The following is a 12,190-nucleotide window of genomic DNA, read 5'->3' as shown; positions in this document are numbered from 1 at the left end:
CCGATCTTATGGTGCCGCGGAGCAAGCCGCGTCCCCGCCGCCTCCCGTCGCTGCTCCGAAGGCCGCCCTGGCGCGCGGCGCCGCCCTGTTCGCGCTCTGGCTCGTGCTCGCCGGGACGGATCCGCTCGGCCTGGGCTTCGGGCTGCTGGCCGCGGCGCTCGGCGCCCGGGCGAGCCTCCGCCTGCTCCCGCCCGGACAGCTGGGCGTCTCCCGGGCCGGGCTGGGGCGGGTCGCGCTCCGCGTCCTGCGGGAGAGCGCGCTGGCGGGCTGGGATGTCGCGCGGCGCGCGCTGTCGCGCGACATGCGGCTTTCGCCCGGCATCGTCCTGGTGCCGCTGCAACTGCCGCCCGGGCCGGTGCAGGACGGCTTCCGCCTGCTCGCCAGCCTCGCGCCGGGCGCCCTGCCGCTCGCGGGCGGGGGCGGCGTGCTCTCGCTGCATGTGCTCGACACGCGGGAGCGGCACGACGTCGCGCTCGCCGCGATGCAGCGGGAGATGGGCGTCGCGGAGGATGCGACGCGATGACGCAGCTGCTGCTCCTCGCCGCGGCCCTCGTGTTGCTGACGGTCCTGGCGGGGCTGTGGCGCGTGCTGCGCGGGCCGCAGCGGGCGGATCGCCTCATGGCGGCGCAGTTGCTCTGCACCGGCGGCATCGCGGCGCTGCTGCTTGTCGCGGCCGCCTACGGGATCGAAGCGATCGTGGATGTCGCGCTGCTGCTCGCGCTGCTCGGCGCCTTCACCTCCGTCGCCTTCGTCATGGCGGCGCGGCTGGTCGGGTCGCGATGAGCGTCGTCATCGGTATCTTCAGCGCCGTCTGTGTCCTCGCCGGCGCCTTCTTCTTCCTGGCCGGCACGGTGGGCCTGATCCGCTTCCCCGATACGCTGAGCCGGGTGCATGCGCTGACCAAGGCGGACAATCTCGGCCTCGGCCTGATCGTGCTCGGCCTGCTGCCGCTGGCGTCCGGGGCCGGCGTGGCGCTCAAGCTCGTGCTGATCTGGGCGCTCGTGCTGGTCGGCGGCGCCACCGCGGCGCAGTTGATCGGCGCCGCCGCGGCGAAGGACGAGCGGTGACCGCCGGCCTGCTGTTCGACCTGATGATGGCGCTGGCCGTGCTCGGCACCGCCGCCTGGACGCTGGCGGCGCGCACGCAGTTCGCAGCCGTCATCGGGTTCGTCGCGACCGGCCTGCTGCTCAGCCTCGTCTGGGTGCGGCTAGGCGCCGTCGACGTCGCGCTGACCGAGGCGGCGATCGGCGCCGGCGCTACCGGCGTGATCATCCTCTACGTCGTCGCGCGGCTGCGCGGCGGGACGGCCGAGATCTCCGCCGCCACGCCGAGCCGGGCGCAACGGGCGCTGGCCGCGCTGCTGGCCGTTGCGGTCGGCGGGGTGCTCGCCCTTGCTGTGCTGAACCTGCCAGATCCCGCGCCGAGCCTGGCGGAGGCGGCGCTGGCCGGCAGCGCGCCCCTCGGCCTCGGCAATCCCGTCTCCGCCGTCCTCATGGCGCATCGCGGGCTGGACACCCTGCTCGAGTCCGTCGTGCTGGTCTTCGCGGTGCTGGCGGTGTGGTCCATGGCGGCCGATCACCGCTGGGGCGGCGCGCCGGGCCCGGTGTTCCGGCGCGAGGAGTCCGGGCCGCTGTCGCTGCTCGCGAGGGTGCTTCCGCCGGTCGGCATCGTGGTCGGCATCTACATCGCCTGGGTCGGCGCCGATGCGCCGGGCGGCAAGTTCCAGGGCGGCACCATCCTCGCGGCGATGTGGATTCTGCCCTGGATCGCCGGGCTGGCGCGGCCGCCTTCCATCACCGACTGGCGCCTGCGGCTGATGATCGCCGCGGGCCCCCTGACCTTCCTCTGCGTCGGGCTCGCAGGCTTCGCCGTCGCCGACGGCTTCCTCTCCTATCCGCCCTCCTTCGCCAAGCCGCTGATCCTGCTGATCGAGGCGGCGATGACGCTGTCCGTCGCGGCCGCGCTCGCCTGCCTCATCGCCGGCCCGCCGGAGCGGCGCTTGCCGCCTGAATCCATGGCAGCGGATCGCCGATGAGCGGGACCGACATCCTGGCGCTCGCCGCCTGCGGCCTCGTCGCGATCGGCCTTTACGGGGTGGTCGCGCAGGCCGAGGTGCTCCGGAAGATCATCGCCTTCAACCTGCTCGGCGCCGGCGTCTTCCTGCTGTTCGGCGTGGTGGCGCGCCGCGGTGCCGCGGCGGGGCTCGCGGCCGATCCGGTGCCGCAGGCGATGGTCATCACCGGGCTCGTCGTCGCCTTCGCCGCCACCGCGCTCGCCCTGGTGCTGACGCTGCGCCTCCACCAGATCACCGGCGCCGCCACGGTCGCCGAAGATCCGCCGTCCGGCGCGGCGCCCGATCCGGCATCGGAGCCGTGACGGCGACCACGCCGGGCGGATGGCTGCTGGTGCTGGCGCTGACGCTGCCGGCCGGCGCCATGCTGCTCGGCTTCGTCGCCGGCGGCCGCCACGCGCAGCGCATCGCGCTCGGCGCGCTGGCGATCTGGCTGGCGATCGCGCTCGCCGTCGCGCTGCAGGTGCAGGCCAGCGGGGCGCCGCTGGCCTATGTGATCGGCGGCTGGCAGCCGCCGCTCGGGATGGCGCTGCGCGCCGATGGCCTCGCCGCGGCGATGCTGCTGACCGGCGCGGTCGTGCTGCTGGCCGTCGCGCTGTTCGGACAGGGTGCCTACGACACGCCGCGTGGCGCGGCGGAGACGCGGGCCGCCTACGCCTTCTGGTGCTTCCTGCCGGCGCTTGCTGCCGCCCTCGCCGCGGCCTTCCTGGGCGGCGACCTGTTCAACCTTTTCGTCGCGCTGGAGATGCTGACCTTCACCGCGCTGGCGCTGGCCTGCCTCGACGGCAAGCCGAGCCAGTTCAAGTCGGAGCTGCGCTACCTGCTCTTCGCGCTGATCGGCTCGGTGCTGTACCTGCTCGGCGCAGGCCTGCTCTACGGCGCCTACGGGACGCTCGACATCGCGCTGCTCGCGGGGCGGACGCGCGCGGATGCGCCGACGATGGTCGCGGGTGCGCTGATGACGGCGGGCCTGATCGCGAAGATGGCGCTGTTCCCGCTGCATTTCTGGCTGCCGCCGGCGCATGCCGGCGCGCCTGCCGCCGCCTCCGCGCTCCTCTCGGGCCTGGTCGTGAAGGGCGCCTTCGTGCTGCTGCTGCGGCTGTGGTTCTGGGTGCTGCCCGCGCCGGTAGTCCTCGGTGGCGGCACGGTGCTCGCGGCGCTCGGCGCGACGGCGATCGTCATCGGCAGCGTCGTCGCGTTGCGGCAGGAGCGGCTGAAGCTTCTGGTCGCCTACTCGACCGTCGCGCAGATGGGCTACCTGTTCCTGATGTTCCCGCTGCTCGCCGCGGCCGATGCCGACGCGGCGTCGCGCGCCTGGCTCGGCGGCGTCCTGCAGGCCGTCTCCCATGCCCTGGCCAAGTCCGCGATGTTCCTCGCTGCCGGGCTGATCGCCGTCTCGCTCGGCCATGACCGCGTGACCTCGCTCGGCGGTGCCGCGCGCGTCATGCCGATCACGGTCATCGCCTTCGCGCTCGGCGGACTCTCGCTGATGGGGCTGCCGCCGAGCGGCGGCTTCACCGCGAAGTGGCTGCTGCTGCGCGCCTCGGTCGAGACCGGGCAATGGTGGTGGTCGCTGGTGATCCTGACGGGCGGGCTGCTGACCGGCGGCTATGTCTATCGCATTGTCGCCGCCGCGCTGGCGCCGCCGGCGCCGGGCTGCGTCGCGCGGGCGGTGCCGCGGCCGCAGGAGCTGTGCGTGCTGGCGCTCGCCGTCGCCTCGATGCTGCTCGGCGTGCTGCCGCTCTATGCCCTGGGCCTGGTCCGCGTGGGCGCGCCATGAGCCTGCTGCTGCCCCTCGTGCCGCTGGTGCCGCTGGCGATGTGCCTGGCGCTGGCCTGGCCCGGTGCCCGCGCGCGGGTCGGGGGGGTGCTTTGGGCGGCGCCGGTCCCGGCGCTGCTGGTCGCGCTCCTGGTCGGCCAGGTGCCGCCGCTGGTCGCGGAAGCGGGCGGTCTCCGGCTGACGCTGCTGCTCGACCTGCCCGGCGCGCTGCTGCTGGGCGGCGCGGCGGTGTTGTGGGGCGCGGCCGGGCTCTATGCACGCGCCTATCTCGGGCACCAGCCGCGCTTCGCCGCCTGGTGGCTGCTGACTCAGTCCGGCAGCCTCGGCGTCTTCATCGCCGGCGACCTCGGCAGCTTCTACCTCGCCTTCGCGGTGGCGAGCCTCGCGGGCTTCGGCCTCGTGGTGCAGGACGGCACGGTCGCGGCGTTCCGCGCTGGCGCGCTCTACCTGCTCCTCGCGGTGCTGGGCGAGATCGCGCTGCTCTTCGCCTTCGCGCTGCTGGCCGTGGGCGCGCTTGGCGATTCCATCGCGATCGCCGATGTCGTGCCGCCGCTCGCGACCAGCCCGGGCGGCCATGTCACCGCGCTGCTCCTCGTCCTCGGCTTCGGCCTCAAGATGGGACTGGTGCCGCTGCATGTCTGGCTGCCGGTCGCGCATCCCGCGGCGCCAATGCCGGCTTCGGCCGTGCTGAGCGGCGCGATCGTGAAGGCGGGCGTGATCGGGCTGGTCCGCTTCCTGCCGGAGGAGGGCGCGCCCGCCGGCTGGGGCAGCGCGCTCGCCGTGTTCGGCTTCCTCACGGCCTATTGGGGCGTCGTCGCCGGGCTCGCGCAGCGCAACCCGAAGACCGTGCTGGCTTATTCGACTGTCAGCCAGATGGGCGTGATCGGCGCGGTGATCGGCATGGGCATCGTGCTCGACATCGGAGCGAGCGGCCTGCACGCGGCCTTCTACGCACTGCATCACATGCTGGCGAAGGGCGCGCTGTTCCTCGGCGTCGGCGTGGCGCTGGCGACGGGGCGCGGGGCGCGGCGCTGGGTGCTGCCGCTGGCGCTGCTGCTGGCACTGGGCTTCGGCGGCCTGCCGCCCACCGGCGGCGCGCTGGCCAAGGCGGCGGTGAAGGACGAGCTTGGCGCCGACCTCGTCGCCTTGTGCGCCGCGCTGTCGGCCTTCGGCTCGACGCTGCTGATGCTGCATTTCGTGCGGCGTATGATGGACGCCGCGGCGGAGGCGCCGGACGGACGCGCGACGCCCGGGCTTCTCGGACCGTGGCTCGGCCTTGGCGTCGCGGCGCTGGTGGTGCCGTGGCTGCTGCTGCCCTGGGTCGGCGCGGATGTCGGCAAGATGTGGAGCCTCGAGGCGGTGGCGCCGGTGCTGCTGGGCGCGGCGCTCGCCTGGCCGTGGCGGCGCTGGGCGGACCGCGTGCCGGAGCTGCCGGAGGGCGATGTGCTGGTGCTGGCGCGACGGGGCGCCGCCCCGCGCGAGGCGCTGGGGCGCGCCGTGCTGCGCTTCGAGACGATGTTCAGGCCGTGGCCGGCGGCCGGGCTGTCGCTGCTGGCCGTGGTGCTCGGCCTGCTGGCCGCGATGGCAGGCTGACTCCCGCGCGGCGGTGCCGCGCGGAAGCCGGAGGATCAGATCTCCTCGTCGTAGCCGCCGCCGTCGTCATAGGCGCCGGCATCGTCGGCGCCGTAGCCCTGGTCATAGGCCGCCGCATCCTGGCCGCCCGCATAGTCGGTGGAGGCCGGCACCGCGTCCTGGCCGAAGGCGCCCGACGTCGCCGCCTGCGCGGAACCGCCACCCAGCGCGCCCATGATCGCGTTGCCAAGGAGGAGGCCGCCGGCCACCCCGGCTGCGGTCATCATCGCGGTGCCCAGGAAGCCCGGGCCGCCACGCTGCATCATCCCCGGGTTGTAGCCCGGCGGATACTGCGGCTGCGGCCGCGGCGGCATCGGCGCGGGGCGGGAGCCGCCGCCGAACAGGCCGCTGAGGCCGGTGCGGCTCTGCGCCGCCTGCGCTTGGCGGTTGGCGTTCTCGGCCTCCCATTCCAGCTGCTGGATGCGGTTCTGCATCTCGACCAGCGCGGCCTCCTGCACGAAGGCCATCTGGGTGAGCCGGTAGCGGGCCTCCGGGTGCCGCGCCATCAGGTCGGCGATCAGGCGATCGGCCTCCGGGTCCAGCGGCGGCAGCGGCTGCTGCGCCTGCTGGCCGCCGAGCGCGCCCCAGGGCGAGGCCGGGCGGGCGCCGTTCGCGCCGCTCACCCGCTCCACGAAGGCGGTGATGATCCGGCGTTCCTCGTCCGTCATGGTCCTCTCGATGTCCTCTCTCTGCCAGATGTATCCGCCCGAGCCGGTGTGTCCGCCCGAGCCGGGCCGCGGGATGGGGGACCGGCAAGACGCCCGCGAAACCTTACCGGCAATTCATGGGCCGGAACGTGGCCCATGGGGGGAAGCTTTTCAAGCGGCGGGCGTGTGACCGTCGGTGACGCGCGCAGGCAGGCCGAGCCGTCGCCACTCGATCACCGGGCAGCGGTCCATCACGACGACCAGCCCGGCCTTTCGCGCCCTCTCCGCCGCCGCCTCGTCCACCACGCCGAGTTGCAGCCAGACGCTGCGCGCGCCGAGCCGGATCGCCTCGTCGACCACCGCCCCGGCTTCGGATGCGCGGCGGAACACGTCCACCATGTCGAGCGGCGCCGAGTCCTCCAATCGGGCCAGCACCGCGCGGCCATGGATCTCTCGTCCGGTCAGCGTCGGGTTCACCGGCACGGCGTCGTAGCCGCGGTCCAGGAGGAAGCCGAAGACGCCGTGGCTCGGTCGGTGCGGTCGGTCGGAGGCGCCGACCACGGCGATGCGGCGCGTCGCGAGCAGCAGGCCGCGGATCTCGGCGTCGGTGGTCATGCCCGTCCCTCCCCTGCGCGGGTTTGACAGCTGCGCCAGCCGCCGGCCAGCCTGCGGGCATACGGAGGGACAAGCATGGTCAGCGTGACGCATCTTGAGGGGGGCGCGTTCCAGCAGTCGCGCGCCTTCTCGCCGGCCATCGTGACCGAGGGTGGGCGGACGGTCTGGCTCTCGGGCCAGACGACCACGACCGACCTCGACGGCAACGACATCGCCTGGAAATTCGATGAGCAGGTGCGCACCTGCTACGCGCTGATGGACCGCACGCTGCGCCGCGCGGGCGGCAGCCTCGCGAACCTCGTCTACAGCACGACCTTCATTCTGGATCCGCGGCATGGGGACCGGCTGGTGGATCTCCGCAAGGAGGCCTTCCCGGACGGCAAGTTCCCCTGCAGCGCGCTGATCACGGTGGCCGGCTTCGCGCGGCCGGGCATCCTGGTGGAGATCCAGGGCGTGGCGGTGGTGCCATGAGGCGCCGGTCGCTCCTGCTTGCCGGCGGGGCGCTCGCGCTCCCCTCGGCCGCCTGGGCGCAGGGCTTTCCGACTCGGCCTGTCCGCATCGTGGTGACGATCGGCGCCGGATCGGCCGCCGACATCCTGACGCGCGCGCTGGCCGACGAGATGGGCCGCCGGCTCGGCCAGCCGGTGGTGGCGGAGAACCGCCCCGGTGCGGGCGGCAACATCGCAGCCGAGGCGGTGAAGCGCGCCGATCCCGACGGCCACACGCTGCTGATGGCCACCGTCAGCACGCATGGCATCAACCCGGCGCTCTACCGCAGCCTGCCCTTCGATCCGGTCGGCGATTTCGCGCCGGTGACGCTGGTCGCGACCAGCCCGAACGTGCTCGTGGTTCATCCCGACAGCCCGTACCGCAGCGTGCAGGACATCGTCGCGGCGGCGCGCGCGCGGCCGGGCGAGCTGACCTATAGCTCCGGCGGCTCGGGCACGTCGCAGCATCTGGGCGGCGCCGTGCTCGAGCAGATGACCGGCACGCGGCTGACGCATGTGCCCTTCCGCTCGGCGCCGGAGAGCGTCAATGCGGTGCTGGGACGGCAGACCGAAATGACCTTCGCCTCGGTGCCGGTGGCGCTCGGGCAGGTGCAGGGCGGGCGGCTGCGCGCCATCGGCCTGTCGGGCCTTCGCGCGATGCCGAACTGGCCGGAGTTGAAGCCGCTGGCGGAGCTCGGCCTGCCCGGCTTCGACGTCACCGCCTGGTTCGGTCTCGCCGCCCCGGCGCGCACACCGGATGCGGTGATCGCGCGTCTCAACGCGGTGACGCGCGAGGCGCTCGGCGTTGCGGCGGTGGCGGAGCGGCTGGCCGGGCAGGGGATGCAGATCCTGGACGGCGGTCCGGCCGAGTTCGGCGCCTTCATCCGCGCCGAGATCGCGCGCTGGGCGCCGATCGTGCGGGCGAGCGGCGCGACGGCGGATTGAGTTCCCCACGAAACCGCTTCGCGGCTTCGCGGGGACCCCGGCTTGGCTCTTGTTCCTGTCAGTGTGGCTCATCCTGCCGCGGCAAAGCCGCGGCAGGGCACCGGGGGGCGGAGATCGCTCGCCGGGCCGCCGCCTACCGGTGCGCGAGCCAGCCGAGCAGCAGGTCGTTGAAGATGTCCGGCCGCTCGACATTCGGCAGGTGGCGCGCGCCGGGGATGGCGTGGAAGCGGCCGTCCGGTACGAGGGCGGCGATCCGGCGTCCCTCTGCCGGCGGCACCGCCTCGTCATGCTCGCCGCACAGCACCAATGCGGGCATGGCGAGAGAGGGCAGGCGCGCGACGAAGCTGAAGCGGCTGATCGCCTCGGCGCAGCCGGCATAGCCCTCGGCGCTGGTGGCGGCGACGGTGTCGCGGATCTCGCGCCATCGCGCCGGCTTCGCCGTCTTGAAGGCCGGCGTCAGCCAGCGCTCCATCGTGGCATCGGCGATGACCTCGCAGGTGCCGGCATCGCGCACGGCGCGGATACGCGGGCCCCAGACGCCGTCCGCGTTCGGCAGCCGCTCCGGCAGCGCGTCGCAGATCACGACAGAGCGCAGCAGCCCGGGATGATCGAGCGCGAGCGCCTGCCCGGCCATGCCGCCGAGCGACAGCCCGACATAATCCACCGGCCCGAGGTCGAGCGCGCGCAGCACATGCGCGAGGTCGGCGCCGAGATCCTCCATCGCATAGGGCCCGGGCGTCGCGTAGCTGCCGCCATGGCCGCGCAGATCGACGCGCAGCACGCCGAATCCGGCGGATAGCAGCGGCGGGACCTGCTCCGCCCAGAGCCCGGAATCGGCCGCGAGCGCGTGGACGAGGCAGACGAAGCGCCGGCCGCGCTCGCCGAGCAGGTCGCAATGGATGCGGCGCCCCTCGCGGCGGAGTAGCATCAGAACCGCTCGAGCAGCGTGCCGCAGCCGGCGACCTTGTCCTCGATGCCGCGCGCGCGGAGCGCGTGCCAGTAGGTCGCGGTGTTGATCGCGATCACCGGCTTGCCGAGCCACATCTCGGCCATGGCGGCCAGCTTCACCATGGAGAGGTTGGTGCCGACCTGCACGATCGCGTCCACGTCGTCGCCGTCGAGCTGCTTCAGCGCGGCGACGCATTCGGCCGGCGTCGTCTCGGCGATCGCGGTCCAGCTGGTGCGCTTCAGCGCGACGTCGCGCACCACGCTGAAGCCCATGTCGCCGAAGTAGCGCGCCACCTCGGTGTTCATCGCCGGCCAGTAAGGCGACAGCACCGCGAGTCGCTTCACGCCGCCATACGCGTTGAGTGCGGCCGTGCAGGCATGGCTGCCGACGCTGATCTTCAGGCCCGACAGCTCCTCCACCTCCTTCACGAAGCGGTCGGCACCCTTGGCGCCGTCGAAGAAAGTGACGGCCGACATGCCCATCACGAGGTGGTTCGGCTTGCAGGTCATGACGCTGCGCACCGCGTCCAGCGTGTTGCGCCCGATCAGCTCGGCGCCCGCCCGGAAGGTCTCGTTGGAGACGGCGTCCGCGTTCGGCGTGAAGATGCGGCTGTAGTGGTTGGTCACGCCCGCTGGCCGCATCATGTCGAAATCCGGCTGCACCACCGTGTTGGTGGAGGGGCCCATCACCCCGAACTTGCAGCGCCACCCGAGCACATCCGCGTTCATGCCGGCCTCCATCGCGTCGGCGTCACATTGCCAGACGTGGCGCGCGGCGGAAGAGGGCGGTCAGTCCGTGGCGTAATGCGCGATTGCCTGCCGCAGCGCAGCACGAGTGAGGTCCGGCACATCGCGCAGGATCGCCACCATGGCGGCGTGTCCCGCATGTGCGATGGCGGCCGCGTGCTTCGGCTCCGCAAGCGCCCAGCGAACGCGCTCCGCGAGGTCGTGCAGGTCGGACGCAACGGGAACGTAATGGACCCACGGCAGCAGGCGCTCGTGGTAGATCAGCTCGTGCCGGGTCTCGACGCGCAGCACCAGCGTGCCTTCTAGGTAGCGCGCGTAGGTGCCCCAGGCGGCGGCGTTGCCAGGCAGGTCGAGCGTCATCCGATTCGCCGCGTAGGCCTGCGCAGGCACGCGGGGCCCGAGCAGGTCGCGCGCGTTGGCCCACGCCTCTGCCTCCGCGGTCAGCTCCGACGGGATGATGAGCTGGACGACACGCATGTCGACCAGGTCGCCGAGCGCCTCGCGTGCGGCGAGACAGGCGCGGACCCTGGGGTTGGCCTCGAGATCCGCAAGGCTCCGGATGCGAGGGCCGGTCGAGACACCACGCCAGAACAGCACGGGCCGCCGCGCCGCATGCGCCGCGGGAAAGCCCTCGACGTCCAGCGGGACGATCGGCGCGCGGTCGCGCAGGTGCCGCAGCAGGTAGAGATCGGGCATCAGCGGCCGCGCGCTGCCCTTGGGCCGGTCGAAGCAGAGGCCCCGCTGCCCTCCGTCGTCGTCGAGGCCGAGCGGAAGACGGACCGGGCCAGCGTGTTCGGCAAGGACGTCTTCCAGTGCTGCCTGCAGGCAGGCGAGACTGCGCGCGATCCGGCCGAGTGCCGAGACGGCCTGGGCGACCTTGAAGTCGAGCAGCCGTTGCGACGCGGACAGGGCCAGGCGCGCCGCCTGGCCCGAGCTGTGGAGCGTGATGTTGCAGGGCGAATGCGACGACTCGAAACCGGCGAAGTCGAGGCCGTCCAGCGTGCCCGCTTCCTCCGGCCTGACGGCGCGCAGCATGTCGAGCAGGTCGCCCCATCGCGCCTGCGCTGCAGGAGCTGCGGCGTCCATCCCCGTCTCCGTCCACGCCCGCCTGCAGAGTGTGGCTGGGACGAGATCAGGTGAAGTGGGGCCCGCCTTGCATGGCAGCCGGCGCTCCCCCACCCTTCGCGCAACCGAGGGGAGACGACGATGCCCGTCCTGAACCGCCGCGCCGCAGTATTCGGCCTCGCCGGCGCCATGCTGGCGCGACCGACGCTGGCGCAGGCGCCGGCAACCGGCGACTGGCCGAACCGGCCAATCCGCTGGATCAACCCGGGCCCGGCCGGCGGCGCCGGCGACGTGCTGTCGCGGCTGGTGGCGGACCGTCTCTCGGCGCGGCTCGGCCAGCCGGTGGTGGTGGACAACCGGCCCGGTGCCGGCACCAACATCGGCATGGCGGCGGTCGCGCGTTCCGCGCCCGATGGCTACACGGTCGGGCTTGCCTCGATCGCGGCGAATGCTGCGAACAAGTGGCTCTACCGCAGCCTGCCCTTCGATCCGGACCGCGACTTTGCCGCCGTCGGCATGATCGCGCAGGTGCCGAACATCGTGGTGATCCCGCCGAACCTGCCGGCGCGCACGCTGCAGGAATTCATCACCTGGGCGCGGGCGCAGAACCGGCCGATCAATTTCGGCTCGGTCGGGGCCGGGTCGTCGCAGCACCTAGCGGGCAGCCAGTTCCAGGTGCTCACCGGCCTGCAGATGCAGCACCTGCCCTATACGAATGGCGGGCAGATGAACACCGACCTGATGGAAGGCCGGCTCGACATGCTGTTCCAGTCCATCTCGGCGGTCGCGCAGCTGGCGCAGACCGGGCGGATGCGCGCCATCGCGGTCAGCGGGATGGAGCGCGCGCCGGCCTTCCCCGACACGCCGACGATGTACGAGCAGGGCATCCAGATCGTCTCGACCGGCTGGTTCGGGCTCTGCACGCCGGCCGGCGTGCCGGAGCCGATCCTGGCGCGGCTCGAGAGCGAACTCGGCGCCATCATGGAGGAACCCGCGCTACGCGAGCGGATCATCGCCGGCGGGTCGCTGCCGCGGCGGATGGGCCGTGCCGACTTCGCGCGCTTCATGAGCGAGGAAAGCGAGCGCTGGCGGGTGGTGATCCAGGCGGTGGGCGCGACGGCGGAGTAGGGTGGCCGCGGGGGCGCTGCCCCCGGGCCCCCGCCGGGGAGCCGGGGGCTCCCCGGACCCCGCCATCTGTTTTTCAGTGCCGATCGGGAGGGGGCCACGGCCCCCTCCCGATCGGCCCTAAACTG

General features: G+C 73.2%; 15 protein-coding genes. 10 read left to right on the top strand and 5 right to left on the bottom strand.

Annotated features, from left to right (window positions below):
• From L2I40_RS10480 to L2I40_RS10450, 7 genes are all read left to right on the top strand, one after another.
• Positions 1-523: Na+/H+ antiporter subunit E (locus tag L2I40_RS10480; RefSeq protein ID WP_237214852.1), on the top strand; the 523-nt coding region annotated here is incomplete at its 5' end.
• Positions 520-783, top strand: a complete 264-nt coding sequence (locus L2I40_RS10475) for a monovalent cation/H+ antiporter complex subunit F (RefSeq protein WP_237214851.1) — start codon at positions 520-522, stop codon at positions 781-783. The genes L2I40_RS10480 and L2I40_RS10475, both read left to right, overlap by 4 nt.
• Positions 780-1,067: a cation:proton antiporter gene (locus tag L2I40_RS10470; protein WP_237214850.1), complete on the top strand. Its 288-nt coding sequence runs from the start codon at positions 780-782 to the stop codon at positions 1,065-1,067. Before L2I40_RS10475 ends, L2I40_RS10470 begins: the two co-directional genes overlap by 4 nt.
• Complete coding sequence (locus tag L2I40_RS10465; protein ID WP_237214849.1) at positions 1,064-2,035, top strand: hydrogenase subunit MbhD domain-containing protein; 972 nt, start codon at positions 1,064-1,066, stop codon at positions 2,033-2,035. Before L2I40_RS10470 ends, L2I40_RS10465 begins: the two co-directional genes overlap by 4 nt.
• Positions 2,032-2,376: an NADH-quinone oxidoreductase subunit K gene (locus tag L2I40_RS10460; protein WP_237214848.1), complete on the top strand. Its 345-nt coding sequence runs from the start codon at positions 2,032-2,034 to the stop codon at positions 2,374-2,376. The genes L2I40_RS10465 and L2I40_RS10460 overlap by 4 nt, the downstream gene beginning before the upstream one ends.
• Entirely contained in the window at positions 2,373-3,851 is a 1,479-nt protein-coding gene (locus L2I40_RS10455) for a complex I subunit 5 family protein (protein ID WP_237214847.1), read from the top strand. The genes L2I40_RS10460 and L2I40_RS10455 overlap by 4 nt, the downstream gene beginning before the upstream one ends.
• The gene (locus tag L2I40_RS10450; protein ID WP_237214846.1) at positions 3,848-5,443 is read left to right on the top strand and encodes a complex I subunit 5 family protein; all 1,596 of its coding nucleotides are present in this window, start codon (positions 3,848-3,850) and stop codon (positions 5,441-5,443) included. Before L2I40_RS10455 ends, L2I40_RS10450 begins: the two co-directional genes overlap by 4 nt.
• 35 nt (positions 5,444-5,478) lie before the next feature.
• Here L2I40_RS10450 and L2I40_RS10445 read toward each other — a convergent pair whose 3' ends face one another.
• Both L2I40_RS10445 and L2I40_RS10440 read right to left on the bottom strand, forming a co-directional pair.
• Positions 5,479-6,150 (bottom strand): DUF2076 domain-containing protein, encoded by a 672-nt coding sequence (locus L2I40_RS10445; RefSeq protein WP_237214845.1) that lies wholly within the window; start codon positions 6,148-6,150, stop codon positions 5,479-5,481.
• A 150-nt stretch (positions 6,151-6,300) separates the two neighbouring features.
• Entirely contained in the window at positions 6,301-6,744 is a 444-nt protein-coding gene (locus tag L2I40_RS10440) for a CoA-binding protein (RefSeq protein WP_237214844.1), read from the bottom strand.
• A 75-nt stretch (positions 6,745-6,819) separates the two neighbouring features.
• Between L2I40_RS10440 and L2I40_RS10435 the strand changes: the two genes are divergently transcribed.
• Together L2I40_RS10435 and L2I40_RS10430 are read left to right on the top strand one after the other, a co-directional pair.
• Entirely contained in the window at positions 6,820-7,215 is a 396-nt protein-coding gene (locus tag L2I40_RS10435; RefSeq protein WP_237214843.1) for a RidA family protein, read from the top strand.
• Positions 7,212-8,177, top strand: a complete 966-nt coding sequence (locus L2I40_RS10430; RefSeq protein WP_237214842.1) for a Bug family tripartite tricarboxylate transporter substrate binding protein — start codon at positions 7,212-7,214, stop codon at positions 8,175-8,177. Before L2I40_RS10435 ends, L2I40_RS10430 begins: the two co-directional genes overlap by 4 nt.
• A gap of 133 nt (positions 8,178-8,310) precedes the next feature.
• Here the strand turns inward: L2I40_RS10430 and L2I40_RS10425 are convergent, their stop codons facing one another.
• From L2I40_RS10425 to L2I40_RS10415, 3 genes are read right to left on the bottom strand one after another with little or no spacing between them, the layout of a single operon-like run.
• A complete protein-coding gene (locus L2I40_RS10425) occupies positions 8,311-9,105 on the bottom strand; it encodes an alpha/beta fold hydrolase (protein ID WP_237214841.1) in 795 nt (264 codons plus the stop codon).
• Positions 9,105-9,854, bottom strand: a complete 750-nt coding sequence (locus L2I40_RS10420) for a maleate cis-trans isomerase family protein (RefSeq protein WP_237214840.1) — start codon at positions 9,852-9,854, stop codon at positions 9,105-9,107. Before L2I40_RS10420 ends, L2I40_RS10425 begins: the two co-directional genes overlap by 1 nt.
• 60 nt (positions 9,855-9,914) lie before the next feature.
• Positions 9,915-10,958 (bottom strand): glycosyltransferase family 90 protein, encoded by a 1,044-nt coding sequence (locus tag L2I40_RS10415; RefSeq protein ID WP_237214839.1) that lies wholly within the window; start codon positions 10,956-10,958, stop codon positions 9,915-9,917.
• A 120-nt stretch (positions 10,959-11,078) separates the two neighbouring features.
• Between L2I40_RS10415 and L2I40_RS10410 the strand changes: the two genes are divergently transcribed.
• Complete coding sequence (locus tag L2I40_RS10410) at positions 11,079-12,065, top strand: Bug family tripartite tricarboxylate transporter substrate binding protein (RefSeq protein WP_237214838.1); 987 nt, start codon at positions 11,079-11,081, stop codon at positions 12,063-12,065.
• Positions 12,066-12,190: the final 125 nt, after the last annotated feature.

The organism is Falsiroseomonas oryziterrae (assembly GCF_021864505.1).
Classification (GTDB): Bacteria; Pseudomonadota; Alphaproteobacteria; order Acetobacterales; family Acetobacteraceae; genus Falsiroseomonas; species Falsiroseomonas oryziterrae.
Note: the sequence above shows the minus strand (reverse complement) of the source record. Positions and strands in the feature narration are given on the sequence as shown.